The sequence below is a fragment of the Curtobacterium sp. MCSS17_005 genome (assembly GCF_003234225.2).
Taxonomy (GTDB): domain Bacteria; phylum Actinomycetota; class Actinomycetes; order Actinomycetales; family Microbacteriaceae; genus Curtobacterium; species Curtobacterium flaccumfaciens.
Genome location: NZ_CP126258.1, coordinates 2,856,535 through 2,880,589, shown reverse-complemented (window position 1 = coordinate 2,880,589; position 24,055 = coordinate 2,856,535). Strand labels below are relative to the sequence as shown.

At 70.8% G+C, this 24,055-nt stretch carries 22 protein-coding genes and 1 pseudogene; 16 read left to right on the top strand and 7 right to left on the bottom strand.

Going from position 1 to position 24,055, the window contains the following annotated elements; all coding sequences use genetic code 11:
* Positions 1–49 precede the first annotated feature (49 nt).
* Entirely contained in the window at positions 50–1,012 is a 963-nt protein-coding gene (locus tag DEJ20_RS13760) for a sugar-binding transcriptional regulator (protein WP_111236665.1), read from the top strand.
* Between the two features lie 399 nt (positions 1,013–1,411).
* On the opposite strand, the gene DEJ20_RS13755 is transcribed toward DEJ20_RS13760, so the two are convergent.
* Positions 1,412–1,936 (bottom strand): DinB family protein, encoded by a 525-nt coding sequence (locus DEJ20_RS13755; protein ID WP_111236664.1) that lies wholly within the window; start codon positions 1,934–1,936, stop codon positions 1,412–1,414.
* A gap of 191 nt (positions 1,937–2,127) precedes the next feature.
* Here DEJ20_RS13755 and DEJ20_RS13750 point away from each other — a divergent pair, with 191 nt between their 5' ends.
* Positions 2,128–3,660, top strand: a complete 1,533-nt coding sequence (locus DEJ20_RS13750) for an MFS transporter (RefSeq protein ID WP_111236663.1) — start codon at positions 2,128–2,130, stop codon at positions 3,658–3,660.
* 215 nt (positions 3,661–3,875) lie between these two features.
* Here the strand turns inward: DEJ20_RS13750 and DEJ20_RS13745 are convergent, their stop codons facing one another.
* Positions 3,876–4,904, bottom strand: coding sequence for a GTP-binding protein (locus DEJ20_RS13745; protein WP_071405048.1), 1,029 nt, complete (start codon positions 4,902–4,904; stop codon positions 3,876–3,878).
* A 45-nt stretch (positions 4,905–4,949) separates the two neighbouring features.
* On the opposite strand from DEJ20_RS13745, the gene ykgO reads away from it, so the two are divergent.
* The gene (gene ykgO / locus DEJ20_RS13740) at positions 4,950–5,072 is read left to right on the top strand and encodes a type B 50S ribosomal protein L36 (protein ID WP_017888460.1); all 123 of its coding nucleotides are present in this window, start codon (positions 4,950–4,952) and stop codon (positions 5,070–5,072) included.
* Positions 5,073–5,100: 28 nt separating this feature from the next.
* On the top strand, positions 5,101–5,757 hold the full coding sequence (locus DEJ20_RS13735) for a histidine phosphatase family protein (protein ID WP_042538188.1): 657 nt from the start codon (positions 5,101–5,103) through the stop codon (positions 5,755–5,757).
* Positions 5,758–5,870: 113 nt separating this feature from the next.
* Here the strand turns inward: DEJ20_RS13735 and DEJ20_RS13730 are convergent, their stop codons facing one another.
* Positions 5,871–7,604: a glycerol-3-phosphate dehydrogenase/oxidase gene (locus DEJ20_RS13730; RefSeq protein WP_111236662.1), complete on the bottom strand. Its 1,734-nt coding sequence runs from the start codon at positions 7,602–7,604 to the stop codon at positions 5,871–5,873.
* A gap of 213 nt (positions 7,605–7,817) precedes the next feature.
* Between DEJ20_RS13730 and DEJ20_RS13725 the strand changes: the two genes are divergently transcribed.
* From DEJ20_RS13725 to ald, 3 genes are all read left to right on the top strand, one after another.
* Positions 7,818–8,759 (top strand): sugar-binding transcriptional regulator, encoded by a 942-nt coding sequence (locus DEJ20_RS13725; protein WP_110862278.1) that lies wholly within the window; start codon positions 7,818–7,820, stop codon positions 8,757–8,759.
* 48 nt (positions 8,760–8,807) lie between these two features.
* Complete coding sequence (locus tag DEJ20_RS13720; RefSeq protein ID WP_181431655.1) at positions 8,808–9,770, top strand: helix-turn-helix transcriptional regulator; 963 nt, start codon at positions 8,808–8,810, stop codon at positions 9,768–9,770.
* Positions 9,771–9,911: 141 nt separating this feature from the next.
* The gene (ald, locus tag DEJ20_RS13715; protein WP_111236660.1) at positions 9,912–11,021 is read left to right on the top strand and encodes an alanine dehydrogenase; all 1,110 of its coding nucleotides are present in this window, start codon (positions 9,912–9,914) and stop codon (positions 11,019–11,021) included.
* 106 nt (positions 11,022–11,127) lie between these two features.
* On the opposite strand, the gene DEJ20_RS13710 is transcribed toward ald, so the two are convergent.
* Positions 11,128–11,937 (bottom strand): TspO-related membrane protein, encoded by an 810-nt coding sequence (locus DEJ20_RS13710; RefSeq protein WP_111236659.1) that lies wholly within the window; start codon positions 11,935–11,937, stop codon positions 11,128–11,130.
* 153 nt (positions 11,938–12,090) lie between these two features.
* Here DEJ20_RS13710 and DEJ20_RS13705 point away from each other — a divergent pair, with 153 nt between their 5' ends.
* The 6 genes and pseudogenes from DEJ20_RS13705 (at position 12,091) to sufU (ending at position 18,865) form a co-directional block, all read left to right on the top strand.
* Positions 12,091–13,074: a magnesium and cobalt transport protein CorA gene (locus DEJ20_RS13705; RefSeq protein ID WP_111236658.1), complete on the top strand. Its 984-nt coding sequence runs from the start codon at positions 12,091–12,093 to the stop codon at positions 13,072–13,074.
* Positions 13,075–13,187: 113 nt separating this feature from the next.
* Positions 13,188–15,299, top strand: a pseudogene (locus DEJ20_RS13700) (alpha-galactosidase).
* 100 nt (positions 15,300–15,399) lie between these two features.
* Complete coding sequence (locus tag DEJ20_RS13695) at positions 15,400–16,683, top strand: chloride channel protein (RefSeq protein ID WP_071405054.1); 1,284 nt, start codon at positions 15,400–15,402, stop codon at positions 16,681–16,683.
* 95 nt (positions 16,684–16,778) lie between these two features.
* The gene (locus DEJ20_RS13690; protein WP_110892438.1) at positions 16,779–16,991 is read left to right on the top strand and encodes an Rv0909 family putative TA system antitoxin; all 213 of its coding nucleotides are present in this window, start codon (positions 16,779–16,781) and stop codon (positions 16,989–16,991) included.
* Positions 16,992–17,126: 135 nt separating this feature from the next.
* Positions 17,127–18,419, top strand: coding sequence for an aminotransferase class V-fold PLP-dependent enzyme (locus DEJ20_RS13685; protein WP_111236657.1), 1,293 nt, complete (start codon positions 17,127–17,129; stop codon positions 18,417–18,419).
* Positions 18,416–18,865, top strand: coding sequence for a Fe-S cluster assembly sulfur transfer protein SufU (sufU, locus tag DEJ20_RS13680; protein ID WP_111236656.1), 450 nt, complete (start codon positions 18,416–18,418; stop codon positions 18,863–18,865). The genes DEJ20_RS13685 and sufU overlap by 4 nt, the downstream gene beginning before the upstream one ends.
* A gap of 184 nt (positions 18,866–19,049) precedes the next feature.
* On the opposite strand, the gene DEJ20_RS13675 is transcribed toward sufU, so the two are convergent.
* Together DEJ20_RS13675 and DEJ20_RS13670 are read right to left on the bottom strand one after the other, a co-directional pair.
* The gene (locus tag DEJ20_RS13675) at positions 19,050–19,859 is read right to left on the bottom strand and encodes a hypothetical protein (RefSeq protein ID WP_111236655.1); all 810 of its coding nucleotides are present in this window, start codon (positions 19,857–19,859) and stop codon (positions 19,050–19,052) included.
* A gap of 18 nt (positions 19,860–19,877) precedes the next feature.
* Positions 19,878–20,930, bottom strand: coding sequence for a zinc-binding alcohol dehydrogenase family protein (locus tag DEJ20_RS13670; RefSeq protein ID WP_111236654.1), 1,053 nt, complete (start codon positions 20,928–20,930; stop codon positions 19,878–19,880).
* A gap of 95 nt (positions 20,931–21,025) precedes the next feature.
* On the opposite strand from DEJ20_RS13670, the gene DEJ20_RS13665 reads away from it, so the two are divergent.
* Positions 21,026–21,601, top strand: coding sequence for a TetR family transcriptional regulator (locus DEJ20_RS13665; RefSeq protein ID WP_111236653.1), 576 nt, complete (start codon positions 21,026–21,028; stop codon positions 21,599–21,601).
* Here DEJ20_RS13665 and DEJ20_RS18100 read toward each other — a convergent pair.
* Entirely contained in the window at positions 21,555–21,812 is a 258-nt protein-coding gene (locus tag DEJ20_RS18100) for a GNAT family N-acetyltransferase (protein ID WP_349814993.1), read from the bottom strand. The two genes, DEJ20_RS13665 and DEJ20_RS18100, sit on opposite strands and share 47 nt — an antisense overlap.
* Positions 21,813–22,064: 252 nt before the next feature.
* Between DEJ20_RS18100 and DEJ20_RS13655 the strand changes: the two genes are divergently transcribed.
* Together DEJ20_RS13655 and DEJ20_RS13650 are read left to right on the top strand one after the other, a co-directional pair.
* On the top strand, positions 22,065–22,634 hold the full coding sequence (locus DEJ20_RS13655) for a uridine kinase family protein (protein ID WP_111236652.1): 570 nt from the start codon (positions 22,065–22,067) through the stop codon (positions 22,632–22,634).
* 318 nt (positions 22,635–22,952) lie between these two features.
* Positions 22,953–23,810 (top strand): hypothetical protein, encoded by an 858-nt coding sequence (locus DEJ20_RS13650; RefSeq protein WP_146245512.1) that lies wholly within the window; start codon positions 22,953–22,955, stop codon positions 23,808–23,810.
* The last annotated feature ends 245 nt before the right edge of the window (positions 23,811–24,055 follow it).

Genomic DNA, 24,055 nt, shown 5'->3' with positions numbered 1-24,055 from the left:
TCTGTCCAGCACACAATTTCTGCGTCGTGCGTGGCGGTAGCATCGCACCATGTCGGCCGAGACCCCCACCCCGGACGGAGCCCGCACCCGGTTCCCGCTGGACACCGTCTACCAGGCGGCGCGGATGTACTACCTCGAGGACGCCACGCAGGTCGAGATCGCCTCACGCCTCGGGGTCTCGCGGCCGACCGTCTCGCGGCTCGTGGCCGAGGCTCGCAAGGCCGGACTCGTCCGCATCGAGGTCGTCGACCCGTTCCAGGACGAGACCGTGGCGCTCGCCGAACGGCTGCAGGTCGTGCTCGGGCTCCGCGCGGTGCACCTCGCCGCCGTCACCCACGCCGCCACGCTCGGCGCCGACCTGGCCGCGCCGCTGGCCGCCGCAGTTGAGGGCATGGGACTCGTCCCCGGCGACGCCGTCCTGATGTCGTCCGGCCGCACCGTGTACGACGTCGCACGGTCCGGCATGCCGACCATGCCCGGCGTGCAGCTCGTCCCGACGGTGGGTGGGCAGGCCGACCCGATGCCGTGGTTCCAGACGAACGAGATCACCCGGACGGCCGCGGAGCACTCCGGCGCGATCCCGGCGTTCCTGTTCGCCCAGGCGCTGCCGTCCCCGGTGATGCGGTCCACCCTCGACGAGGACCCGGCGTTCCAGCACGTCGTCGGGCTGTGGAGCCGGGCGAAGGGCGCGATCCTCGGCATCGGGGCGCCGACCCACACACGGGACGCCCTGGCCCGGGGCATCCCCGTCGAGGACGTCGCGTTCGACCGTGCCGCCGGGGACGTCTGCCTGAACTTCTACGCCGCGGACGGCTCGCCGATCGAGTTCCCCGGCAGCGACCGGATGGTGCGGACCTCACGCGAGATCCTGTCGACCGTGCCGCACGCGGTCGGGGTCGCCGTGGGCAGCGCCAAGGTCACGAGCATCGTCGCCGCGGTACGGGGAGGGCTGGTCAACGAGCTGGTGACGGACGCCGCGACGGCGCGCTCCGTGCTCGACGCACTCGCCTGAGCGCTCCGGCTCGGCGCCCGATCCTTCCCATCACGCGCGCGATGGATGGTGCTTTCGGGCATACCTGGTCGTTTCTTCCCGGTAGGTACGCCCGGATCCGGCAGGTACGCCCGATTCCGGCAGGTACGCCCGGTTTCGGTAGGTACGCCCGAGTCCGGCAGGTACGCCCGGTTTCGGTAGGTACGCCCGAGTCCGGCAGGTACGCCCGGTTTCGGTAGGTACGCCCGAGTCCGGCAGGTACGCCCGGTTTCGGTAGGTACGCCCGATTCCGGCAGGTACGCCTGAGTCCGGCAGGTACGCCTGAGTCCGGTAGGTACGCCCGGGTGCGGGGGCGACCGCAGGCGGCCTGGAGGCGCGGGGCGCAGCCGCACCGCGCCTCCAGGCCGGTGGTCCCCACGTCTAGCGCGTGTGCCGCACGTCCCACAGGTGGTGCACCGGGTCGTGTGCGTAGTAGGTGGCGAGCGTCGCGACGGTGAAGGCGCTGCCGTCGGACCGGAGCCCGGTGCGCTCGAGCACCTCGTCGGGCACCGCCGCGAAGGCCCGGGCCGCGCGGTCGGCCGACTCCCGCAGCTCCTCGGCGACGACCGCGGGGTCCTGCTCGCCGTAGCGGTCCGCGACGGCGGTGGCGTCCTGGTCCCAGTTCGGGAAAGTCGGGGCGTCCTCGGTGAGCATCAGCTCGAGGCGCTCCGCCATCTTCCGGTGGACGTCCCGCACGTGGGCGCCGTACTCGAGCGGTGACCAGGTCTGGTCGTCCGGGCGGTCGCGCACGTCATCGCGTCCGAGGACCGCGGGCCATCCTGCGGTGTTCTCGTCGATGATGCCCGGCACGTCGCGGACGGTCACCGCGCTGCCGTCGTAGCCGCACTCGGGACACGCGGACTCGATGACCCACGTCCAGTTCTTCGTCTCGGGTTCGATCGCCATGGGCCGATGTTACGGCCTCGTTACTCAGCTTCCGGGTTCGCCGGACTGGTGCGGATCGGCGGCGACCCCCGTTCGGGTGACACGCCGTTCCCTGAGAATCACCGGCCAATGACATTTCGGTTGCTCGGTAACGTCGCTCGCTGTTCTGGGCCGGTTCCCGACGGCCCACCGATCTTCTCGAGGAGCGATGCATGGGTTCCGACCCCAGCAGTACCCACCCCCGACCGCACCGACGGCTGCGCGAGAGCGACGTCACCGTGGTCGACAAGAGCATGATGCGACGAGCCGTCAGCGGCATGGTCGTCGGCAACACCATGGAGTGGTACGACGTCGGTGTGTACGGCTACCTGGCCGTCACGATGGGGAAGGTCTTCCTGCCGACGGCCGAACCCGCGGTGCAGATCCTGTTCAGCCTCGGGGTGTTCGCGGCGACGTACATCGCGCGGCCGCTCGGTGGCATCGTGTTCGGACGCCTCGGTGACCGGATCGGCCGGCAGAAGGTGCTCGCGACGACGTTGATCATGATGGCAGCGTCGACGTTCCTGATCGGGGCGCTCCCCGCGTACGCGACGATCGGCGTGTTCGGCCCGATCCTGCTCGTCGTGCTGAAGCTCGCGCAGGGCTTCTCGACCGGTGGTGAGTACGCCGGGGCGACGACCTTCGTCACCGAGTACGCCCCGGACCGCCGTCGCGGGTTCTTCGCGAGCATCCTGGACTTCGGCAGCTACCTGGGCTTCGCGCTCGGTGCCACGGTGGTGTCGGTGCTGCAGCTCACCCTCGGTGACGAGGCGATGACCGCCTACGGCTGGCGGTTCCCGTTCCTGGCGGCCGGTGTGATCGGCGTCGTGGCCATCTACTTCCGCCTGCGGATCGAGGAGTCGCCGGTGTTCCAGGCGACCCAGGCCGCGCAGGAGGCCGCGACCGAGTCCCGCGCGTCCTTCGAGGGTGAGCGTCCGGCCAACGTCGTCGCGATGGTCCGCCAGCACTGGCGTCCGATCGTCATCGCGATCATGCTCGTCGCCGCGTCGAACACCGTGGGCTACGCCCTGACCTCGTACATGCCGACGTACCTGACCGACTCGCTCGGGTACTCCGCCATCGACGGCACGCTGCTGACGATCCCGGTGCTCCTGCTGCTCGCGGTGATGCTGCCGCTGACCGGCAAGCTCTCCGACCGCCTCGGCCGCCGCGTCGTGATGTGGATCGGTGCGGCCACCACGGTCGTGCTCGTCGTGCCGGCGTTCATGCTCATCGGGCACGGGGCGCAGTGGTCGACGCTCGCCGGCCTCGGACTGCTCGCGCTGATGACCGCGCTGTGGGTGTCGAACCAGGCCGCGTCGCTGCCGGCGCTGTTCCCGACCTCGACGCGGTACGGCGGCATGGGCTTCGCCTACAACATCGCGATCGCGGTGTTCGGCGGGACCACGCCCCTGATCGTGCAGGCGCTGCTCACCGCGACGGGTGACGAGCTCGCGCCGGCGTACTTCCTGATGGCGATGAGCGTCGTCGGAGCGATCGGTGTCTTCTGCATGAAGGAGTCCTCGCAGCGCCCGCTGCCCGGGTCGATGCCGGCGGTGGAGACCGAGGACGAGGCGAAGGAGCTCGTGCTCACGCAGGACACGAACCCGCACCTGGACCTCGGTGACCTGCCGTTCGCGGCGCAGGACGCGGCGGCTGCCGCTGCGCGCGAGGCTGCTGCGCGGGAGGCGTCGCCGGTGCGGTGACTCGTGTGGGGGATCGGTCGGCGGGGTGGGTCCGACCGATGTGGAACGACGGGGTCGTTGTCGTACGACAACGACCCCGTCGTTCGTTGCGTGCGCGGGCTGTTGCACCGTTCGCGGAGCGACGATGTCGCCGTCGTACGACATCGACAGTGTGGTTCGGCGTCCGCACCCGCCCGCGCGCCCGCACCCACGCACCCGCCCGCGCACGCGCCCCGTCACTCGTGCCGGTGCTCCGACGCCGGGTCCACCGCGGGCCACACCGGGAACGGGTCCGGCCAGCCGCGCCACACGTCCGGCCCGGCGAGCAGCTCCGACGGCGTGAGCAGCGCCCCGTCGAGGGCCCGCTCGATCGCCCGGACGTCGAGCTGCTCGCCGACGAACCACAGCGCCTGCCCGATCGGGGCGTCGGCGTCCCACGACGGGTTCGCGGTGGGGTCGAGCGCGAGCATCGACCCGAAACTCGACCACGAGCCGACGTGGTCCGGCCGGGACGCCAGGCGGAAGAACCCCCGCGACCGCAGCACGCGGCCGTTCACCCCGGCGGACAGGTCGTCGGCGATGACGGACGACAGTCGTCCGGGGTGGAACGGCAGCGGCTCCCGGTAGCGCATCGAGACCAGGGCGTCGCGGGCTTCGCGCCCGGTGTCCGCGCCGCTCGACAGCGCCCGCATCCAGCCGGCACCGGTGGCGAGCACCCGCGCGGCTCCACCGTTCGACGCCGGCAGGTCGGCGGCGCTCCGGATCGCGGGCAGGGCGACGATCACGGCCTGGGGTGCCATCCGGTGCAGCAGTGACACGAGCGCCCGTCGCCGACGGCCGGACAGCGGCTCGATGCGGTCGAGGGCGATCACCGTCGCGTACTCGACGAGTGCGGCCATCCGGTCCGCGGCCACGAACGCGTCGTCGACGTCCGACCACAGCAGGTGCGCGACGTCGTCGGCCCGCAGCACCCCGACGACGTGCCGCAGCACCCGGTCGTCGCCGGTCTCGGACCGTGCCGCGTTGGCGAGCAGCATGCCGACCGCTCGGGCATCGGCCCCCGGGTGCAGGGTGACGACGAGCCCGTGGCCCGCGTCGGGCCCGCAGACCCGGTCGAGCTGGTCGGCCCGGTCGGCCACGGCGCGGGCGGTGGCGAAGGCACTCCCGGCGACGTGCATCCGGTGTCCGTCCGAGATCCGGGCGGCGACGCGGTCGGCGTCGACCTGGTGCAGGGCGGTGACGAGGGTGATGGCAGCAGCACGCATGTCCGCTACTGTAACTGAAAACCGTTATCAACAAGGAGGCTCGTCGTGAAGGTCCGCAACTCCCTCAAGGCCCTGAAGAAGATCCCCGGCTCGCAGGTCGTCCGACGCCGCGGCCGCGTCTACGTCATCAACAAGAAGAACCCCCGCTGGAACACCCGGCAGGGCTGACGTCAGCGGCGGTCCGTAGGGTGGCGGCATGCGACTGCTGCTCATCCGCCACGGCCAGACCCCCGCGAACGTGCACGGCATCCTCGATGCCGTGGTGCCCGGACCAGGACTGACCGAGCTCGGGCAGCAGCAGGCCGACGCCCTGCCCGCAGCGCTCGCCGACCGGGGGATCGAGCGACTGTTCGTGTCGTCGATGGTCCGCACGCAGATCACCGCGGCGCCCCTGGCGACCTCGCTCGGCCTCGAGCCCGTGGTGCTGCCGGGCCTGCGCGAGATCGAGGCGGGCGACACCCAGGGCAAGAGCGACAAGGTGTCCGTGCAGACCTACATCTCCACCGTGCACGGCTGGTCCGGCGGTGACCGCACGACCCGGATGCCCGGTGCCGAGAGCGGCGTCGAGTTCTTCGAGCGCTACGACGACGCCGTCCGGCAGATCGAGGCCACCGGGGTCGCGGTCGCCGCCGCCGTCAGCCACGGTGCCGCGATCCGCACGTGGGCGAGCGCAGCTGCGCAGAACACCCCGGACCACTTCGGCACGAAGCGTCACCTGGAGAACACCGGCATCGTCGAGCTCGAGGGTTCGTTCGCCGACGGCTGGCGCCTGGTGGACTGGGAAGGCGAGCCGGTCGGCGGCGACCAGCTCATCGACCGCACGGCGCTCGACCCCACCGGCGAGCGTTTCTGACGCGACCAGCGGGTCGCCGACGCGACCAGCGGCTCGCGAACGCGACCACGAACGGACGGGAGGCCCGGTACCAGCTGGTACCGGGCCTCCCGTCCGTCGTGTCCTTGCGTCGACTACGCGAGCTGGGACGCCGACGCGGACGTCAGCGGCACGATCACGCCGTGCGACTCACGCAGCACGTCGAGCGTGCGCTGGACCTCGTCCGCGCGCTCCTCGGTCGTCCAGTCGAGCGCCTCGGCGAGCACGTCGGCCAGCTCGTCGAGCAGGTCGATCGTGACCCCGCCGACGAACGCCAGGTTCGTGCGGCGCAGGACGACGTCGACCAGGTGGACGGCCTGCTCGTGGCGGGCGAAGTACGCGACCTCGGCGCGGGTGAGCGACGGGTCGGACTCGAGCGGCTCGACCGGGCCGTCGGTCAGGACGTCCACGACCTCGGCGGCACGGGTGCCGTAGCGCTCGAGCAGCCCCTCGACCAGGGACTCGTCCAGGCCGTCGCGGTGCGACTTGATCCACAGGGCGCGCTGCGCGTCGGTGGTCGGGAACTCCTTGCCACCGCCGATCGGCATGCCGGTCGTGTCGACCTTGCGGCTCATGCCGAGCTTGGTCGTCGCCTCGGTGGACAGGTGTGCAGCGAGGGCACGGAAGGTCGTCCACTTGCCGCCGACGAGCGACAGCACGGTCGACTTCGGCAGCCCGGCGATCTGCGTGTCCACGATCCGGTAGTCACGGGACACGAAGCCGGGGGCGGTGTCCTCGTGGCGGGGGAGCGGACGGATGCCGGAGTAGCTGTAGACGATGTGGTCGCGGGTGACGTCGATCTGCGGGAACACGTGCTTCACGAGCCCGAAGAAGTAGTCGATCTCCTCGTCGGTCGTCGTGACCGGCTTCGCGGGGTCGGCGTCGATGTCGGTCGTGCCGATGAGCACCCGGCCCTTGAGCGGGTAGATGAGGACGATGCGGCCGTCGTCGTTCTCGAAGAACAGCTCGCGGCCCTTGGTGGCCTCGAGCAGCTCGTCGTTGTGGACGACGATGTGCGAGCCCTTCGTGCCGCCCATGAACTTCGTCTCGCCACCGAACGCCTCGTTCGTCAGGTCGGTCCAGGGGCCGGAGGCGTTGATCACGACGTCGGCCGTGAAGACGAACTCGTCGCCGGTCTCGCGGTCGCGCAGCAGGACGCCGCCGTCGCGGGTGCCGGCTGCCTCGACGTAGTTGACTGCGCGTGCCTTGTCGGCTCCCGCGGCCAGGCCGTCCTTCAGGACGTCGAGGGCCAGGCGCTCGGGCTCGTGCACGCTCGCGTCGTAGTAGGTACCCGTGTACTTCAGGTCCTTGTTGAGGGCGGGCATGTCCTCGAGCGCGGCCTTCTTGGTGCGGAAGACGTGCTTCGGGACGGATCCGCCGTCACGCGAGAAGGAGTCGTAGATCGTCATGCCGATCTTGATGAGCATCGCGCCGCGCTCCTTGGTGGAGCGCTGCTTGTGCGTCAGCATGCGCAGCGGGGCGTTCATGATGCCGGAGAACGTCGAGAAGATCGGCATGGTCGTCTGCAGCGGCTTGACGTAGTGCGGGGCGATGCGGATAAGGCCGTTGCGCTCCTGTACGCTCTCGCGCACCAGGCGGAACTCGCCGTTCTCCAGGTAGCGGATGCCGCCGTGGATCATGTGGCTCGAGGCCGCGGAGGCGCCGGAGGCGTAGTCGCCACGTTCGACCAGGGCGACGTCGACGCCCTGGAGCGCCAGGTCGCGGAACGTCGCGATGCCGTTGATGCCGCCGCCGACGACGAGGACCTGCGCGTTCGGGCGCTCGGTGAGGGCGGTCACCGTGTTCCGGGGCTGTGTCTTCTTCGACATGGTTCGTCGCTTCCTTCGTCTGTTCGTGGGGTCAGGATCGATCGTGCGCTCGTTCGACAGGGCGGGCAACTCGCGTGCACGAACGTGCAGCACACGTGTCGTCCAGGCCCGACACGGCGGTCAGGAGGCGCGGCAGGGGTTGCAGAGGCCCTGCACGTCCGTGCATGGTTGCGTTCGACAGATCGGAGCACCATGAGCGATGCGGCTCAGCCCATGCGCACGCAGCAGGCGCTGCGCGCCGCCCACCTGTACTACCTGCAGGACCTGACGATGGACGCGATCGCCGACGAACTCGGCACCTCGCGCTCGTCGGTGTCGCGCCTGCTGAAGTACGCCAGGGACACCGGGCTCGTCGACATCCAGATCCGTTCTCCCCTGGACCAGGCGGCTGCGCTGAGCCGGAGCATCCGCTCCCGCTTCGGGGTGCACGCGCACGTCGTCCCGGTACCGGACCACACGAGCGACGTCGACCGGCTCGAGCGGGTCGCCCTGTCCGCCGCCCGGATCCTGACGCAGTACGTCGAGTCGAACATGGTGATCGGGATCTCGTGGGGCTCGACGGTGAGCGCGGTCAGCCGCTACCTGGTGCCGAAGACCACCCACGGCTCGACGATCGTGCAGATCAACGGCGCCGCGAACACCCGCACCACCGGCATCGTCTACGCGTCCGAGATCCTGCGCCGGTTCGGCGAGGCCTACGGCGCGTTCGTGCAGCAGTTCCCGGTGCCGGCGTTCTTCGACGACCCCGCGACGAAGGAGGCCCTGTTCCGGGAGCGCTCGATCCGCCGTGTGCTCGACCTGCACGAGCGGATGGACCTCGTCGTGTTCGGTGTCGGTGCACCGCAGGCCCCGGTGCCCTCGCACGTGTACTCCGGCGGGTACCTCGACCCCGAGGACCGCGACGAGCTCACGCAGGCGGGGGTCGTCGGTGACGTCTCGACGGTGTTCTACCGGGCCGACGGCTCGTGGAAGGACATCGGGGTGAACGCCCGCGCCGGCGCTCCGGACCTCGACACGATCAAGCGCGCGCCGCGGCGGGTCTGCGTCGTTGCCGGGCGGTCGAAGGCGGCCTCGCTGCGGGGCGCGCTGGCCGCCGGGCTCATCACGGACCTGATCCTGGACGAGAGTGTGGGGCAGGCGATCCTGCAGCCTTGAGTCGGGATCTGACGCAGTTTGTCAGTGGTGCGTCGTATGTTCTCAGCCATGGTGCCCAGTTCTGAGACCTCGGCCGACACCCGGTACTTCCGGCGCCTCATCGGTGCCGACATCGACGAGGCGCTGACCTTCTTCGGTGGCGACTACGACTTCCAGTCGCCCCGGGTCCGGCGCACTCGGCCGACGGGGCACTGGGACTTCGCCGGCGTCGGCGACGACCGGATGTCCCTCCGATCGTCGCGGTTCATGGTCGACCTGCAGACGGACAGCCGCACCGACGGCGAGTTCCTGGTGGCCTGGACCCGGACCGGATCGAGCACGCTCAGCCACGCCGGTGGCGAGCAGGCGCTCGAGCCCGGTGTCCCCGTGGTCCTGCCGTTCGCCGAGACGTTCCAGCTGCACCACCACGACATCGGGATGAACATCGTGCAGCTCGACGCTGCCTTCGTGCGGTCGATCGTGGGCGAGGACGACTTCGTGTTCGAGTCCTTGCGGCGGCCCAGCGCCGAAGGACTCCGCGCATGGCAGTCTGTCGTCCGCCGGCACTCGTCGACCTGGCTCGACGTCGAACGGCAACTCGATCCCGTCACCTTGCGGACGATCACCGAGGAGTTCGCGACCGCGGCGATCGCGGCGTTCCCGCAACGCAGTCCTTGGCGCGCCTCGGTGTCGGGGAGCGGCCCCGAGCACGACCGGCTGCGCCGGGCGCTCGAGTTCGTGCACGAGCACGCCCGCGACCCGATCGGCACTCCGGAGATCGCCGCGGCGGCCGGGCTCAGCCCGCGTGGGTTGCAGCAGTCCCTCCGCCGGCACCTCGACCAGACGCCGGGGGAAGTCCTGCGGAGCGTCCGGCTCGAAGGTGCCCGGACCGACCTGGTCGGCAGCGACCTCGACGAGACGACGGTGGCCGAGGTCGCGCGGACGTGGGGATTCGGGCACCTCGGACGCTTCTCGGCGACCTACCGCAGTCGCTTCGGGGAGCTGCCGAGCGAGTCGCTGCGCGGACGCTGACCGACCGGCGCTGGGGACCGTTCCGCCGAATTCCGTGACACGGATCGCGCTGCCGTCGTCAGGATGTTCGGTTCCGCGCTCCTGTGGGCGAATCCGGTGCTCAATGGACGGGACGAACGCACCGCCCACGAAGGAGTCCGCATGCGCATCGGCGTCCCCACCGAGATCAAGAACAACGAGTACCGCGTCGCCGCCACCCCGGCCGGCGTCGCCGAGCTCGGGTCGCACGGCCACCAGGTGCTGGTGCAGGCCGGTGCCGGGTCCGGTTCGGCCTTCACCGACGACGAGTACCGCACCGCCGGCGCGACGATCGTCGACACCGCGGCCGAGGTGTGGGAGCGCGCCGAGCTGATCCTCAAGGTGAAGGAGCCGGTCGCGTCGGAGTACCCGATGATCCGGCCGGGCCAGGTGCTCTTCACCTACCTGCACCTCGCCGCCGACCGACCGCTGACCGATGCGCTCATCGACTCGGGCGCGACGGCGATCGCCTACGAGACCGTGCAGCTGCCGGACCGCTCGCTGCCCCTGCTGTCGCCGATGTCCGAGGTCGCCGGGCGACTGTCCGCCCAGGTCGGCGCGTTCCACCTGATGCGGACGAACGGCGGGCGCGGGCTGCTGCTCGGCGGGGTCCCCGGCACGCCGAAGGGCCGCGTGGTGGTCATCGGCGGTGGTGTCGCGGGGGAGCACGCCGCGACGATGGCGCTCGGCATGGGTGCCGACGTCACGGTGTTCGACATCAGCCTGCCGCGGCTCCGGGCCCTGGACGCCCGGTTCGACGGCAGGGTCACGACCCTGCGCTCGTCGGCGCACGCCATCGCCGAGGCCCTGCGCGACGCCGACCTGGTGATCGGCTCCGTGCTCATCCCCGGGGCATCGGCGCCGAAGCTCGTCACCGACGCGATGGTCGCCGACATGCGGCGGGGTTCGGTGCTGGTCGACATCGCGATCGACCAGGGCGGCTGCTTCGAGGGCTCCCACCCGACCACCCACGACGACCCCACCTTCGCCGTGCACGACACCGTGTACTACTGCGTGGCGAACATGCCCGGCGCGGTCCCGCGCACGAGCACGATCTCGCTGACGAACGCCACGCTGCCCTACGCCGTCGCGATCGCCGACCGTGGCTGGGAGGCCGCGCTCGAGGCCGATCTCGCACTCGCCGCCGGCCTGAACGTGCACGCCGGCCGGGTCACGAACGCCGCGGTCGCCGCCGCCCACGGCCTGGTGGTGTCCGCCGAGTCGTCGCGCTGAGCCCGCGGGCGCCTGCCGCGCGACTCTTCGTGCTGAGCGACACCTCACGGGGCAGCGGCCGCGTGAGGTGTCGCTCAGCGCGAAACGACGCGCAGGCAGATCCGCGTCAGGGTGCCACCGGAGCCGCCGCCCGACCGGCACGGCCGCCGACCCAGCCGGCACGGGCACGCACCACCACGGTCACGACGACCACGGCCACCGCAGCCACCACGGCCGCCACCGCCGTCGGCGCGGAGACGAGCGGCCCCTCGAACCGGGCCACGGCGACCCACGCCAGACCCCACGCGACCGACGCCATCGGCGCCAGGCGTCCCCGGCCCCACAGTGCGATGAGGACCCCGACGAGCCCGGCCACCGCGGCGACGATCACGCCCCACGGGTCCTGGCCGAGCCCGAAGCCCCGGAAGCCCGCCGCCGTCAGCACCGCAGCGGTGTTGGCGGCCGTCGCGACGCAGACCCACCCGAGGTACAGCCCGAAGGTGCCGTCGGTCAGGATCGCCTCGACCACGCCGCGCGACGGGGTGCGCCGCAGGATCGTGAACGTCCAGATCAGCACGACGAGCAGCGCGACGATGATCGGCTCACTCGCCCACAGGAACCCGAACTGCACCGACAGGATCCACGCGGCGTTGAGCAGCAGGGAGAGCACCGCCGGCACCACCAGCCGCTCGTGCCGTTCGTCGTTCTCGGTGCGGAAGAGCTGCAGCACCGCGTAACCGATGAGCCCGGCGTAGACGACACTCCAGATCGAGAAGGCCGGGCCGTCCGGGGCGATCGCGGTGGAGGACGCCGACAGTGCGCCACCGGCGGCGTCCTGGATGGGCGTCCCACCGGCAGCGCCCGACCCCACGTACGCGCCGATCACGGCGACGACCGCGCTCACGGCCACCGCGATGCGCTTCCAGATCCTCTTCATGACAGTCCCTTTCGTCAGCATGCTGATGACCTGCACCGTAGGCGGCCGGTGCCGACGGCCGTGCAGCGCGCGGTCAGGCAGGACGCGGGGCGCGTGGCGGGGCCGCCATGGGCCTCCAGGCCGGAGACCGGCCACCCTGCGTACGGTGGTCGCGTGAGCGTCGAACTGAACACCGTCTACATCGACCGGATCGCCCCGATCGCGAGTCCGTCCCTCGACGACACCTTCCGGATGCTCGACGAACAGGGCGCCAGCGCGTGCATCGTCCTGCACCAGCCCGACGCCCAGGAACTCGGCGACGTCGCGGTCGCCCTCGGCCTGCACGAACTCGCGGTCGAGGACTCCGCCGAGGGGCACCAGCGACCGAAGCTCGAGCGCTACGGCTCGACGCTGTTCGTGGTGCTCAAGCCGGCGCTGTACAACGACCAGCAGGAAGAGGTGGGGTTCGGCGAGGTGCACGCCTTCGTCGGTGAGACCTTCTTCCTCGCCGTCGTGAAGGCCGACCCCCGCGGCAAGCAGACCGTTCCCCGGGCGCTGCAGCGGTTGAGCGGCAAGCCCGGGTTGGTGACCGTCGGCCCGCAGGCGCAGCTCTGGGCGCTGATGGACTCCATCGTCGACGGCTACGTGCCGGTGATCGACGGACTCGAAGAGGACATCAACCAGATCGAGGACCAGCTGTTCTCCGGCGAGGCCGGGGTGTCCCGGCGCGTGTACGAGCTGTTCGGCGAGGTCGTCGACTTCCAGCGTGCGGCGCGTCCACTCGTCTACATGATCGAGAACCTGCACCGCGGTGCCGAGAAGTACCACCTGCCGATCGAGATGCAGCGGCGGTTCCGTGACGTCCTCGACCACGCGATCCGGGTGGTGGAGCGCCTCGACACGTTCCGGCAGCTGCTGCAGAACGCCCTGACCGTCGACTCGACCCTGGCGGCGCAGAAGCAGAACGACGACACGAAGAAGATCTCCGGCTGGGCGGCGATCCTGTTCGCGCCGACGCTCATCGCCGCGATCTACGGGATGAACTTCACGCACATGCCCGAACTCGGCTGGACGTGGGGGTACCCGCTGTCGATCGTCGCGATGGTCCTGTTCGCCGCGATCCTGTACGTGGTGTTCAAGGTCAAGCGCTGGTTCTGAGCTGCGCCGCAACCCGAGCCGCGCCGCAACCGGAGCCGCGTCGCACCCGGATTTGCAGCGGACGGCTCCGGACCGGAAAGCTCTGACGTGCAACGACGCCGACTGGAGCCCGCATGCCGCACGAACTCGTCCACCTGACCGCCGGTGGCGTCTCGCTCGTCCTGGACTGCCGTGACGACGCGCTCCCCGCCGTCGTGCACTGGGGAGCGGCACTCGGCCCGCTCGACATCGACGCGCTGACGGCCCTCGCCGACGCCGACGTCGCGCCCGTCGCACCGAACGAGATGGACGACCCGGTCCGCCTGTCGGTGCTGCCCGAGCCGCACCGGGGCTGGAACGGTCGTCCGGGTCTCGCCGGGCACCGTGACGGCGCCGACTGGTCGCCCGCGTTCACCGTGACGTCGCTCGCGGTCACCGACTCCGCGGTCACCGCCGACGCCGAGGACACCGTCGCCGGGCTCACCGTCCGGGTGATCATCGAGATGCTCGGCTCCGGGCTGGTTCGGGCCCGCGCGAGCGTGACGAACACCGCCGACGGCGTCTACACCGTCGACGACCTGACGCTCGCGATGCCGATCCCGTCGGGGGCCCGCGAGATCCTGGACTTCGCCGGCCGCTGGGGCAAGGAACGGACCCCGCAGCGCCGCGAACTCGTCGTGGGGACCCACCAGCGCGAGGGGCGGAAGGGCCGCACCGGCACCGACGCCGCGACCGTGCTGACGGTGGGGGATCCGGGCTTCGGCTTCGCGCACGGTCAGGTCTGGGGCGTCCACACCGCCTGGAGCGGCAACCACCGGCACCACGCCGAACGGCTCGCCACGGGCCGCCAGGTCATCGGCGGCGGCGAGCTCCTGCTGCCCGGCGAGGTCCGGCTCGACACCGGTGCCACGTACGAGGGGCCGTGGGTGTACTTCGCCCACGGGGACGGCCTCGACGACCAGGCCCGACGGTTCCACCGTTGGCTCCGCAGCCGTCCGCAGCACCCGACGACGCCCCGCCCGATGACGATCAACGTGTGGGAGGCCGTGTACTTCGACCACGACCTGGCCCGGCTCGTCGACCTCGCCGAGCGTGCCGCGGCCCTCGGCGTCGAACGCTACGTGCTCGACGACGGTTGGTTCCGCGGCCGCCGCGACGACCACGCCGGCCTCGGTGACTGGTACGTCGACGAGGACGTCTGGCCGGACGGCCTCGGCCCGCTCGTCGATCGGGTCCGTGCGCTCGGCATGGAGTTCGGCCTGTGGTTCGAACCCGAGATGGTGAACGAGGACAGCGACCTCGCCCGCGCCCACCCGGAGTGGATCCTGCAGGCCGACGGTCGGTTGCCCGTCCGGTCCCGCGACCAGCAGGTGCTCAACCTGGCGATCCCCGAGGCCTTCGCGTACGTGCTCGAGCGGATGACGGCGATCATCGGCGAGTACGCGGTCGACGCCGTGAAGTGGGACCACAACCGCGACCTCGTCGAGGCGGGGTTCCCGGGCGGTGGCGCAGCGGTCCACGAGCAGACCCTCGCCGCGTACCGATTGATGGCGACGCTCGGCGAGCGGTTCCCGTCGCTGGAGATCGAGTCGTGCTCGTCGGGTGGTGGCCGGGTCGACCTCGGCGTCATCGAGCACACCGCGCGGGTGTGGGTGTCCGACGACATCGACCCGCTCGAGCGCCAGCAGATGCACCGGTGAACGCAGCAGCTCCTGCCGCCGGAGTTGCTCGGGTCGCACATCGCGAGCGGCCGGAACCACACGACCGGTCGCGTCCACGACCTCGCCTTCCGTGCCGGCACCGCCCTGGTCGGGCACCTCGGCATCGAGTGGGACCTGGTCGGCGCGACCGCCGACGAGTCCGCCGCGCTCACCGAGTGGATCGCGCTCTACCGCGAGCTCCGCCCGCTCCTGCACGGCGGCGACCTGGTGCGCTCGGACGAGGTGGACGACGCGCGGCTCGTGTACGGCACGGTCGCACCGGACCGGCAGCAGGCCGTCTTCTTCCTCGCCAGCATCGGCCGCTCTGAGGTCTCCGGCACCGGCAGGGTCACCTTCCGCGACCTCGACCCCGACACGGCGTACCGCGTCGACCCCGTGGTCATCGGCGACGGCCACGACCTGGTGCGGCCCGACTGGTGGTCGGGCCCGCGCGTGTTCAGCGGCCGGGTGCTCGGCACCGTCGGCCTGCAGCCACCGCTCATGCCGGCCGACTGCGTGGTGCCGTTCCGGGTGACGGCCGTCTGACGGCGGGTGGTCGGGGCTCCCGGCCTGGAGGCCCGTCCCGCGTCGGGCGGGCCCGTCGCGGTCCGTCATCGGGTGCGTCCAGCCCGTTAGGCTTCCGGTCATGCCGCACTCCGGACACGCGACCCCGGTCTGGGCCCTCAAGCTCGCCGTCGTCACCGCCCTGGTGGGCGTCTCCGGCGGCATCGCCGGCATCGCGGTCTGGCTCGCGCTCCAGCTCATCCAGTTCGTCGCCTTCGGGTACGGGTTCGGCGGGCACCTCGAGGCCGCCGACGCATCGTCGGGCCTGAACCGGTTCCTCGCGCTCACCGCGGCCGGCGTCCTGACCGGGTTCGCCTGGTGGGCGCTCCGTCGGTGGGGGCGCTCGATCGTCTCGGTCACCGCGGCAGTCGACGGCAAGCGGATGCCGGCCCTGGCGACGCTCGCGAACGCCGGCATCCAGATCCTGGCCGTGGGGCTCGGCGCGTCCATCGGCAAAGAGGTCGCGCCGCGTGAGGTCGGGGCCTGGCTGGCCCAACTCGTCACCCGCCGTGCGGGGCTCACCGCACGCGAGACGAAGATCCTCGTCGCCTGCGGTGCTGCGGCCGGCCTCGCCGCCGTGTACGACGTGCCCCTGGGTGGTGCGCTGTTCGCGGTCGAGGTCCTGCTCGGGGAGATCAGCTTCGCGACCGCCCTGCCCGCCTTCGCCACGAGTGCCGTCGCCGCCATCACCGCCCGGCTCGTGATCCCGGACGAGGTGCTGTACCACGTGCCCGCGATGCACCTGTCGCCGTCGCTGCTCGTCTGGGCGATCGTCGTGGGACCCGTGCTGGGGCTCGCCGGGGTCGGGTTCGTCAAGCTGACCAACCGGCTGCAGGGCATCGCCCCGAAGGGCTGGCACCTGCTCGTCGTGCTGCCGGTGGTCTTCGCGATGGTCGGGCTCATCGCGATCCCGTTCCCGGAGATCCTCGGCAACGGTCGGGCGCTCGGCCTCGTCGCGATGAACACCACGCTCGACGACGCTTCGTTCGCCGGCCTCTCGCCGATCGTGCTCCTGCTGCTGCTCGGTGTCCTGCGGACCGTGACCACCTCGGCCACCATCGGGGCCGGTGCGGTCGGTGGCACACTGACCCCGTCGATCGCGATCGGTTCGGCGATCGGCGGTGGCCTGGGCGGTGCGTGGCTGCTGCTGTGGCCGGCCGACGGTCCGAGCCTGGCGGCCTTCGCCTTCGTCGGTGCGGCGGCCTTCCTCGCCACCACCATGCGGGCGCCGTTCACCGCCCTCGTGCTCGTCGTCGAGTTCACCCAGCAGGGCACCGACATCCTCGTGCCCTCGTTGCTCGCGGTGTCCGGCGCGGTCGCCGTCGGGTACGTGCTCGCCCGCCGCCGCAGCGCACAGATGGTGTGAAGACCCCGAGCGTTCCGGTACGGACGGCTGCCCTGCGGCCTACTGTCGGCGCCAGGACGGAGCGACGGGCTCCGCACCGAGACGAGGAGCAGCCGATGGCGGGGTTCGACGACATCACGAAGAAGGCCCAGGAGTTCCTGAAGGACGGCAAGGTCCAGGACGCCCTGCAGAGCGAGAAGGCCGAGGGCGTCAGCGACAAGGTGCTCGGCGGCGTGGCCGACGCGGTCAAGAAGGCCACGGGTGGCAAGTACGACGACAAGATCGACGGTGCCCGCGACGCTGCGGACAAGAAGCTCGGCAACGAGTAGCGGACGACGTGCAACGGCCCAGGACTCGGCGTGGTCCTGGGCCGTCGCCGTGCCGACTGGACGTGGTCGGGAACAACGGACACCATGGACGGGTTGCTCCGGACAGCAGCACCAGGAGGACGAGACGTGACAGTCGTGGCGCCGAACCAGCCGCTCACCGAGACCGAGGTCGAGGCCATCAAGCGGGACTTTCCGATCCTCGCGCAGGACGTGAACGGGCAGCCGTTGGCGTACCTGGACTCCGGGGCGACGGCTGAACGCCCGCGCCAGGTCCTCGACGCCGAGCGCCGGTTCCTCGAACACGACAACGCCGCCGTCCACCGCGGGGCCCACACGCTCGCGGCGCTCAGCACCGACGCCTACGAGGACGCCCGCGCCACCGTCGCCGGCTTCATCGGAGCCGCCGCCCCGACCGAGGTCGTGTGGACCGCGAACGCCACCGACGCCCTCAACCTCGTCGCCTACGGCATGGCCAACGCCAGCCGTGGCCGCGGCGGTGCCGACGCGGAGCGCTTCCGCCTGGGCGCCGGTGACGAGATCCTCGTCACCGAGGCCGAACACCACGCCAACCTCGTGCCGTGGCAGGAGCTCGCCGCGCTGACCGGTGCCACCCTGCGCTGGATCCCGGTCGCCGACGACGGCACCTGGACCGCCGACGACGCCGCGGCGCTGATCACCGACCGCACGAAGGTCGTCGCGTTCTCGCACGTCTCGAACGTCACCGGGATGATCGCCCCCGCCGAGCAGGTCGTCGGTCTCGCCCACGCCCGCGGCGCCCTCGTCGTGCTCGACGCCTGCCAGTCCGCACCGCACCGTCCCCTCGACGTGCAGCAGCTCGGGGTCGACTTCGCCGCGTTCTCCGGGCACAAGATGCTCGGCCCGAACGGCATCGGCGTGCTCTGGGGCCGTGCCGAACTGCTCGACACTCTGCCGCCGTTCCGCACCGGTGGCTCGATGATCACCACCGTGACGATGGAGGGCTCCGAGTTCATGCCGGCGCCCGAGCGGTTCGAGGCCGGCACGCAGCCCGTCTCGCAGGCGGTCGCCCTCGCCGAGGCCGTCCGCTACCTGCAGGGCATCGGCATGGAACGCGTCCGCGCCCACGAGGAGCACCTCGCCCGCCGGATGCTCGACGGTCTCGCCGCCGTGCCCGGCATCCGCGTGGTCGGCCCGCCCGCCGGCGTCCCGCGCTCCGGCCTGGTCGCGTTCGACGTCGACGGCGTGCACGCCCACGACGTCTCGCAGTACCTCGACGCGCAGGGCATCGCCGTGCGTTCCGGCCACCACTGCGCCCAGCCCCTGCACCGTCGCCTCGGACTCGTCGCCACGAGCCGGGCGAGCACCTACGTCTACACGACCGAGCACGACGTCGACCGGTTCCTCGCGGCCGTCGCCGAGGTCCGCGACTACTTCGGAGCGACCGCGTGAACGCCCTCGACAGCCTGTACCAGCAGGTCATCCTCGACCACGCGAAGGCGCGGCACGGCGACGGTGCGATGCCCGACGCGGATGCCTCGCACTTCGAGCGGAACCCCACGTGCGGCGACGAGATCACGGTCAGCCTGCGGCTCGAACCCGGCACCGACCGCATCGCCGAGCTCGCCTGGCAGGGCGACGGCTGCTCGATCTCGATGGCCTCGGCATCCGTCCTCACCGACATGGCCGCCGGCCGCACCGTGCCCGAGTTCCTCGCACTGACCGAGTATTTCCGCACCATGATGCGCTCGCGCGGCGTCGGTGAGCCCGACGAGGACGTCCTCGAGGACCTCGTCGCCTTCCACGGTGTTTCGAAGTTCGTCATGCGCGTCAAGTGCGGCATGCTCGCCTGGGTCGCGGCGGAAGCCGCCGCGCGCGAGGCGACCGCGTCCCGCTGAGCCGGGTGCGGCTCGCGATCGCGACCACCGACCGACCGGGAGGCCCGTTACGGGCCCGCCCCGCGCCTCCAGTCAGCAGTGGGTTGCGCACGGTGCCCCGGTGCCCTCGACGAACGGCTCGGCTTCGTGCGGGTGGCGCCGTTCAACGACGACCCGTACTCGGACCGCTGGTACGCCAAGCGGATCAGCTGATGGCGCCGATCTCGCGCAGCGCGTCACCGACGCTGATGCGCTCGTTCCGATCCTGCGCCTGTGCCCAGCGGGCCTCCGCGCGCGCGATGGCCTGGTCGTCGAGACCCAGGAGCTCGTAGAGCCCGTCGAGCTCACGCGGTGCGAGGTGCATGAACCGCAGCGGGAACTTCCGTTCGGGGCTCGCGTAGCTCTGCTGGGCGAGCTGGTCGAGGACGCCCGGGTCGGTCTCTCGCTGTTCCATGAGCAGGACGACGGTTCGTGACCTCGTCCCCACGAGGAAGGCGGAACGCACGTTCTCGTCCGGATCGGTCGCCAGGGTGATCTCGACGGCGAGGGGGAGGTCCTCTTCACATGCGAGCTCCCAGCGCTGCGAGGTGTCCCCGTGGATCGCCGAGATCATGTCCGGGTGGACGCCGAGGCCGCGCTCGCCGCGTTCCGGTCGCAGCGAGGTCGGGCGGGGGTCGTCCCCGACGCGGGCGGTGGGGAAGCCGACGCCCGTGTACACGGTGTGGGCGATCGGCAGGAACTGGAGCGCCTCGTGCAGTGCGGTCGCAGCGTCCTGCACCGCCGGAGCGGTCACGTCACCGTCGGCGGCCTCGATGGCGGTGGCGTAGTCGGAGAGTGCCGCGTGCTGCTGGTCGATGGCCCGGGCGAACATCTCCTTGCCCCTGGCGGTGTCGCCGAGGAGCCGCGGGTCCAGGTGCAGCGTGACGGCGCTCGGGTCCTGCAGGTGTCCCCGTGGCGTGCCACCGCCCGACATCATGATCTCGAACGTCTCGTCTTGCTCGTGGGCATCGGTCACGTCGCTGACGCTACCGGCTCAGGGGAGCGTGACGACGAGCTTCCGGGCGGAGACACCGGCGCGGAGTTCGGCGAGGGCGTCCGGGATCGCGGCGAGTCCCGATCCGACGACGGATGCGGTCGGTGTCGCTCGGTACCGCCCAATGCGGAGCGCTTCGGGCAGGAAATCGCGGTAGATCGCGGGGCCGACCTCGGACTCCGTCGGGCGGCCGCCCCAGATCGCGGTGACGTGGACCCCGCGTCGGCGCTCGAGCCGCGCACGGATCGTCGTCACCGGTGTCGGGTACGCGGATGCGAGCCGACCGGAGCCGGTGGCTGCCCGGACGATCGGGAGCGTGCGGGTCAGCGAGCCCTGACCGAAGGCGAGGGTGCCGGCGAGCTCCCGGTCGGCGAGTGCCTCGAGGACGCGGCGTGCGGCACCGTCGTCGCGGTAGTCGAACACGGCCTCGGCCCCGAGGTCCTGCACGAACCCGTGGTTCTTCGGCGACGCGGTGCCGATGACGGCGTACCCGGCGGCCCGGGCGAGCTGGACGGCGTTGGCGCCGACGCTCGTGGACGCACCCCACACCAGGACGACCCCGTCGCGATCGACCGCATCGGCCGTCGGGAGCGACAGCGCGAGCTGGTCCGGCTCGAAGAGACCTGCCGCGGCGGTCGAGACGGCGAGTGGCAGGACCGCTGCCTGCTCGGCGGGCAGGGCATCCGGAACCGGGGTCGTCACACGGTCGAGCAGCAGGACCAGGTGCTGGAAGGCCCCCTCGGCAGCACTGTTCCGGTGCTGTTCCTGCCCCGCGGCGTGCCCGACGACCCGGTCGCCCACGCGGAAGCGCTCGACGTCCGGGCCGATCGCGACGACCGTGCCGGCGACGTCCGACCCGAGGACCGCGGGGAACCGCAGCTTCGGGAACACCAGGTGCCGGAAGAGCCCGCCGACGGCGTCGACCGGGTTGACGGCGACCGCCTCGGCGCGGACGACGAGTTCGCCGGGGCCGGGCTGGGGGACCGGTGCGGGCCCGACGGCGAACCGCCCGGTCGACGTGGTCCAGAGTGCTGCGTTGCCGGATGACGACATGGTGTCCCGATCTCTTGCTCGAAGTGAGTCATGACACGACGTGTCATCGCCCAGTCAACCATGACAGGACGTGTCATCACCACTACTGTGGACACATGCGTTGGTCTCCGGATGCCCGAGGGCGACTCGAGCGTGCGGCGTTCGAGCTCTTCGCCGAGCAGGGCTACCAGGCGACGACCGTGCCGCAGATCACCGCACGGGCCGGCCTGACGACCCGCACCTTCTTCCGGTACTTCGCCGACAAGCGCGAGGTGATCTTCGCCGGTGACGAGATCCCCGACCTCGCCCGGGCTGCCATCGAGGGTGCACCGGCCGGGATCGACCCGCTCGACATCGTCGTGCACGGCCTCCGCACCGTCGCCGACGAGCGGTTCGAGGGGCGGCACGGCGAGGTCGGCTCGGTGCGGCGGCTGGTGCTGTCCGAGTCCTCGCTCCGGGAGCGCGACGCCCGGAAGCGTGCCGACCTGACGGACGCGGTGCGCGAGGCCTTCGTCCACCGCGGGCTCGATCCGTCCGAGGCGGCGGTCATCGCCGAGACGACCGTGATGCTCTTCCACCTGGCCCTCGAGGCGTGGCTCACCGGACCGGCCGAGCGCCGGATGGCCGACGTCGTCGACGAGCAGCTCAGTGCGCTCCGTGGGGTGCTCGATCGGCGGCACGCAGCGTCATGAACACGTCGACGCCGTCGTCGGTGTCGAGCACGAAGCCATGTCGTTCGTAGAGTCGGCGAGCCGGGCTGCCCACCAGCACGTTGAGCCGCGTCGGGCCGTCGTGAGGCTCGTCGAGGACGGCGCGCAGCACGGTCGACCCGACTCCACGGCCTTGGATGTCGGGCGCGAGGTAGAAGTGCTCGACCCAGCGGACGTCGTCCTCGACCCGCACGGGTGACCGACCCGACGTCGCGGCCGTCGACCACGACGATGCGGGTCAGCTCCGGCTGGAACGCGTCGCGGAGGCGCTGTCGGACGCGCGTCTCGTCGAACACCCCGAGGCGCATCAGGTCGTCGCGCAGCACCACGGCTCGGAGCTCGACGAGCCACTCGAGGTCCTCGGTGGTGCTGTCCCGCAGTGCGACGTCCATCCGCTCAGCCTACGAACCCCGGTGCACCGTCATCGACCTCGTACGCTTGCCCGATGGACCGCGACGGCGTCATCGACCTTGTCGCGTCCCGCCGCGCCTCTGCCCGTGCACCGATCGTCGTCGGTGTCTCCGGCTACTGCGGATCCGGCAAGTCGACGCTGACGCGCACGCTCGTCGAGAGGCTCCCCGGCGCGGTCCGCATCCGCGGCGACGACTTCCTCGACCCCGTTCGGTCCCATCAGCGTTCCGCCGACTGGGACGGCGTCGATCGTCCCCGCCTGGTGTCGTCGGTGCTCGAACCGCACCGAGCCGGCCGTGCGAGCTCGTTCCAGCGGTTCGACTGGTCGGTTCGAGCCCTCGGCCCGGCCGAGCCGCTGCCGCGGACGGACGTCTTGGTCGTCGACCTGATCGGACTCTTCCACCCCGAGGCGCTCCCGCACCTCGACGTCAGCATCTGGTGTGACGTCGACCTCGACACGGCGGTGTGTCGGGGCACGGCTCGTGATCGTGCGCTCGGGCGTCGACACGATGCGCTCTGGCGGGACGTGTGGATCCCCAACGAGTGTGACTTCGAGGAGCGGTACGCGCCGAAGGATGCCGCGTCGGTGCGCTACGTGGCCTGACTGGGATCGGTCTACGCCTGCGACTGTGCACTGATCGATTGGGCGGGCCGCGCCGGTTGAGCGAGCAGGAGCGGCACAGCGAGTGCGCTGAGGAGCAGCACCGCCCCGCGTAGAAACCCGCCCGCGTCCCGGCTAGGCCTACCCGAGGGCCAGCCCCGCGGGCCACATCACCCGGTGGTCGGGCGTAGCAGCACCGCGAATAGGCGCGGGCAATGCCGGAGTGAGTGTCAGATACGGCTCTCGAAGGCGTTCCCGAGGTGAACCACCGAGACCTTGCACAATGGGAGAAAGCAATTGAGCAGGGCTGAGGGGGAACTCGTGCACGAAGCACGTAACGGGATCAGTAACCACACGATCACTGCCGAGGAGTTCGAGAAAGCTCCCGAGCGCCAGACCATCGCGCTCGCGCTTACGTGCCTTGGGTGCGGGGCTGATGCGATGTTCCGGCGCCGGTCGATCGACGGTCGGAAGGCGACGTTCTGGGCCCGGCACGCTCGGATCGATTGCCGCTACGCATCGGGTGGTGCTGGCGACACCGAGTACCGGGCGCTCCAGGAGACCGAACCGAGAACTCCAGCCGAGAACGTGGTCAAGATCCGCCCGGCCCAGCACGGAGGCGCTGCAGCGATGGGCCCTCGTATCGAGCACGATCCCGACGCGCACCCAGCGGAGCCGGGGAGGCGCGGCCGCCACACCGTGCCTGGTGAAGCGGCAACCGAGGACATCCCGACACAAGGGCTCCGTACGATCCTGCGTTCGCTGATCCGCGATCCAAAGTACCGCATCAGCTCCAAGCAACTCATGCTTCCAGGGCGCGAGAAGGACTATGCCCATCTGGTTCGACGTATCTGCGTCCGCACGCTCGACGTCACCACCGAGCACGTGGACCCGCCTCGGCGCCGGGTGTACTGGGGTGAGATCCGATGGGTTGCCTCTGCTGGCGGCTCCTACTGGCTCAACACCGAACGCTGGGACACCCTCACCGTGCGGGTGCCAGCGGAGGCGATGGCGGACCTACTCACGGCCTATCAACTCGGCGACGCCGAAGAACTCATCGGCGCCCGCTTCATCGTCTACGGCTGGCTGAATGCCAAGGATGATCGTAAATTCGTGCATGTCAGGGAACCGGCGTGGTTCGACCTTCGACTCCCTGCCGAAGATCCCGCAATCGGTTAGTGAATCACGACGACCCAATCATCCAGGTTGTTGTCGATATTGATTAGGGCACCTGATTTACCCGCAACGGTAGCTGGGTGCCCTTTCGTATGCCTTCCTGATGATTCGGTGGATCGCCATATTTACGCCCCCGAATTGGGAAAAAGAATGTCTTGAATAAGACTCCAACTTCCACATTCTAGCGCATTTCTGTGTTAAGGTAGATACATGATGATGAATGCGTCATACTTAACTACGAAACGAAG

Coding starts and splice junctions, on each gene's coding strand:
- DEJ20_RS13760 (WP_111236665.1), top strand. CDS start 50: ATGTCGGCCGAGACCCCCACCCCGGACGGAGCCCGCACCCGGTTCCCG.
- DEJ20_RS13755 (WP_111236664.1), bottom strand. CDS start 1,936: ATGGCGATCGAACCCGAGACGAAGAACTGGACGTGGGTCATCGAGTCC.
- DEJ20_RS13750 (WP_111236663.1), top strand. CDS start 2,128: ATGGGTTCCGACCCCAGCAGTACCCACCCCCGACCGCACCGACGGCTG.
- DEJ20_RS13745 (WP_071405048.1), bottom strand. CDS start 4,904: ATGCGTGCTGCTGCCATCACCCTCGTCACCGCCCTGCACCAGGTCGAC.
- DEJ20_RS13735 (WP_042538188.1), top strand. CDS start 5,101: ATGCGACTGCTGCTCATCCGCCACGGCCAGACCCCCGCGAACGTGCAC.
- DEJ20_RS13730 (WP_111236662.1), bottom strand. CDS start 7,604: ATGTCGAAGAAGACACAGCCCCGGAACACGGTGACCGCCCTCACCGAG.
- DEJ20_RS13725 (WP_110862278.1), top strand. CDS start 7,818: ATGCGCACGCAGCAGGCGCTGCGCGCCGCCCACCTGTACTACCTGCAG.
- DEJ20_RS13720 (WP_181431655.1), top strand. CDS start 8,808: ATGGTGCCCAGTTCTGAGACCTCGGCCGACACCCGGTACTTCCGGCGC.
- ald (WP_111236660.1), top strand. CDS start 9,912: ATGCGCATCGGCGTCCCCACCGAGATCAAGAACAACGAGTACCGCGTC.
- DEJ20_RS13710 (WP_111236659.1), bottom strand. CDS start 11,937: ATGAAGAGGATCTGGAAGCGCATCGCGGTGGCCGTGAGCGCGGTCGTC.
- DEJ20_RS13695 (WP_071405054.1), top strand. CDS start 15,400: ATGCCGCACTCCGGACACGCGACCCCGGTCTGGGCCCTCAAGCTCGCC.
- DEJ20_RS13690 (WP_110892438.1), top strand. CDS start 16,779: ATGGCGGGGTTCGACGACATCACGAAGAAGGCCCAGGAGTTCCTGAAG.
- DEJ20_RS13670 (WP_111236654.1), bottom strand. CDS start 20,930: ATGTCGTCATCCGGCAACGCAGCACTCTGGACCACGTCGACCGGGCGG.
- DEJ20_RS13665 (WP_111236653.1), top strand. CDS start 21,026: ATGCGTTGGTCTCCGGATGCCCGAGGGCGACTCGAGCGTGCGGCGTTC.
- DEJ20_RS13655 (WP_111236652.1), top strand. CDS start 22,065: ATGGACCGCGACGGCGTCATCGACCTTGTCGCGTCCCGCCGCGCCTCT.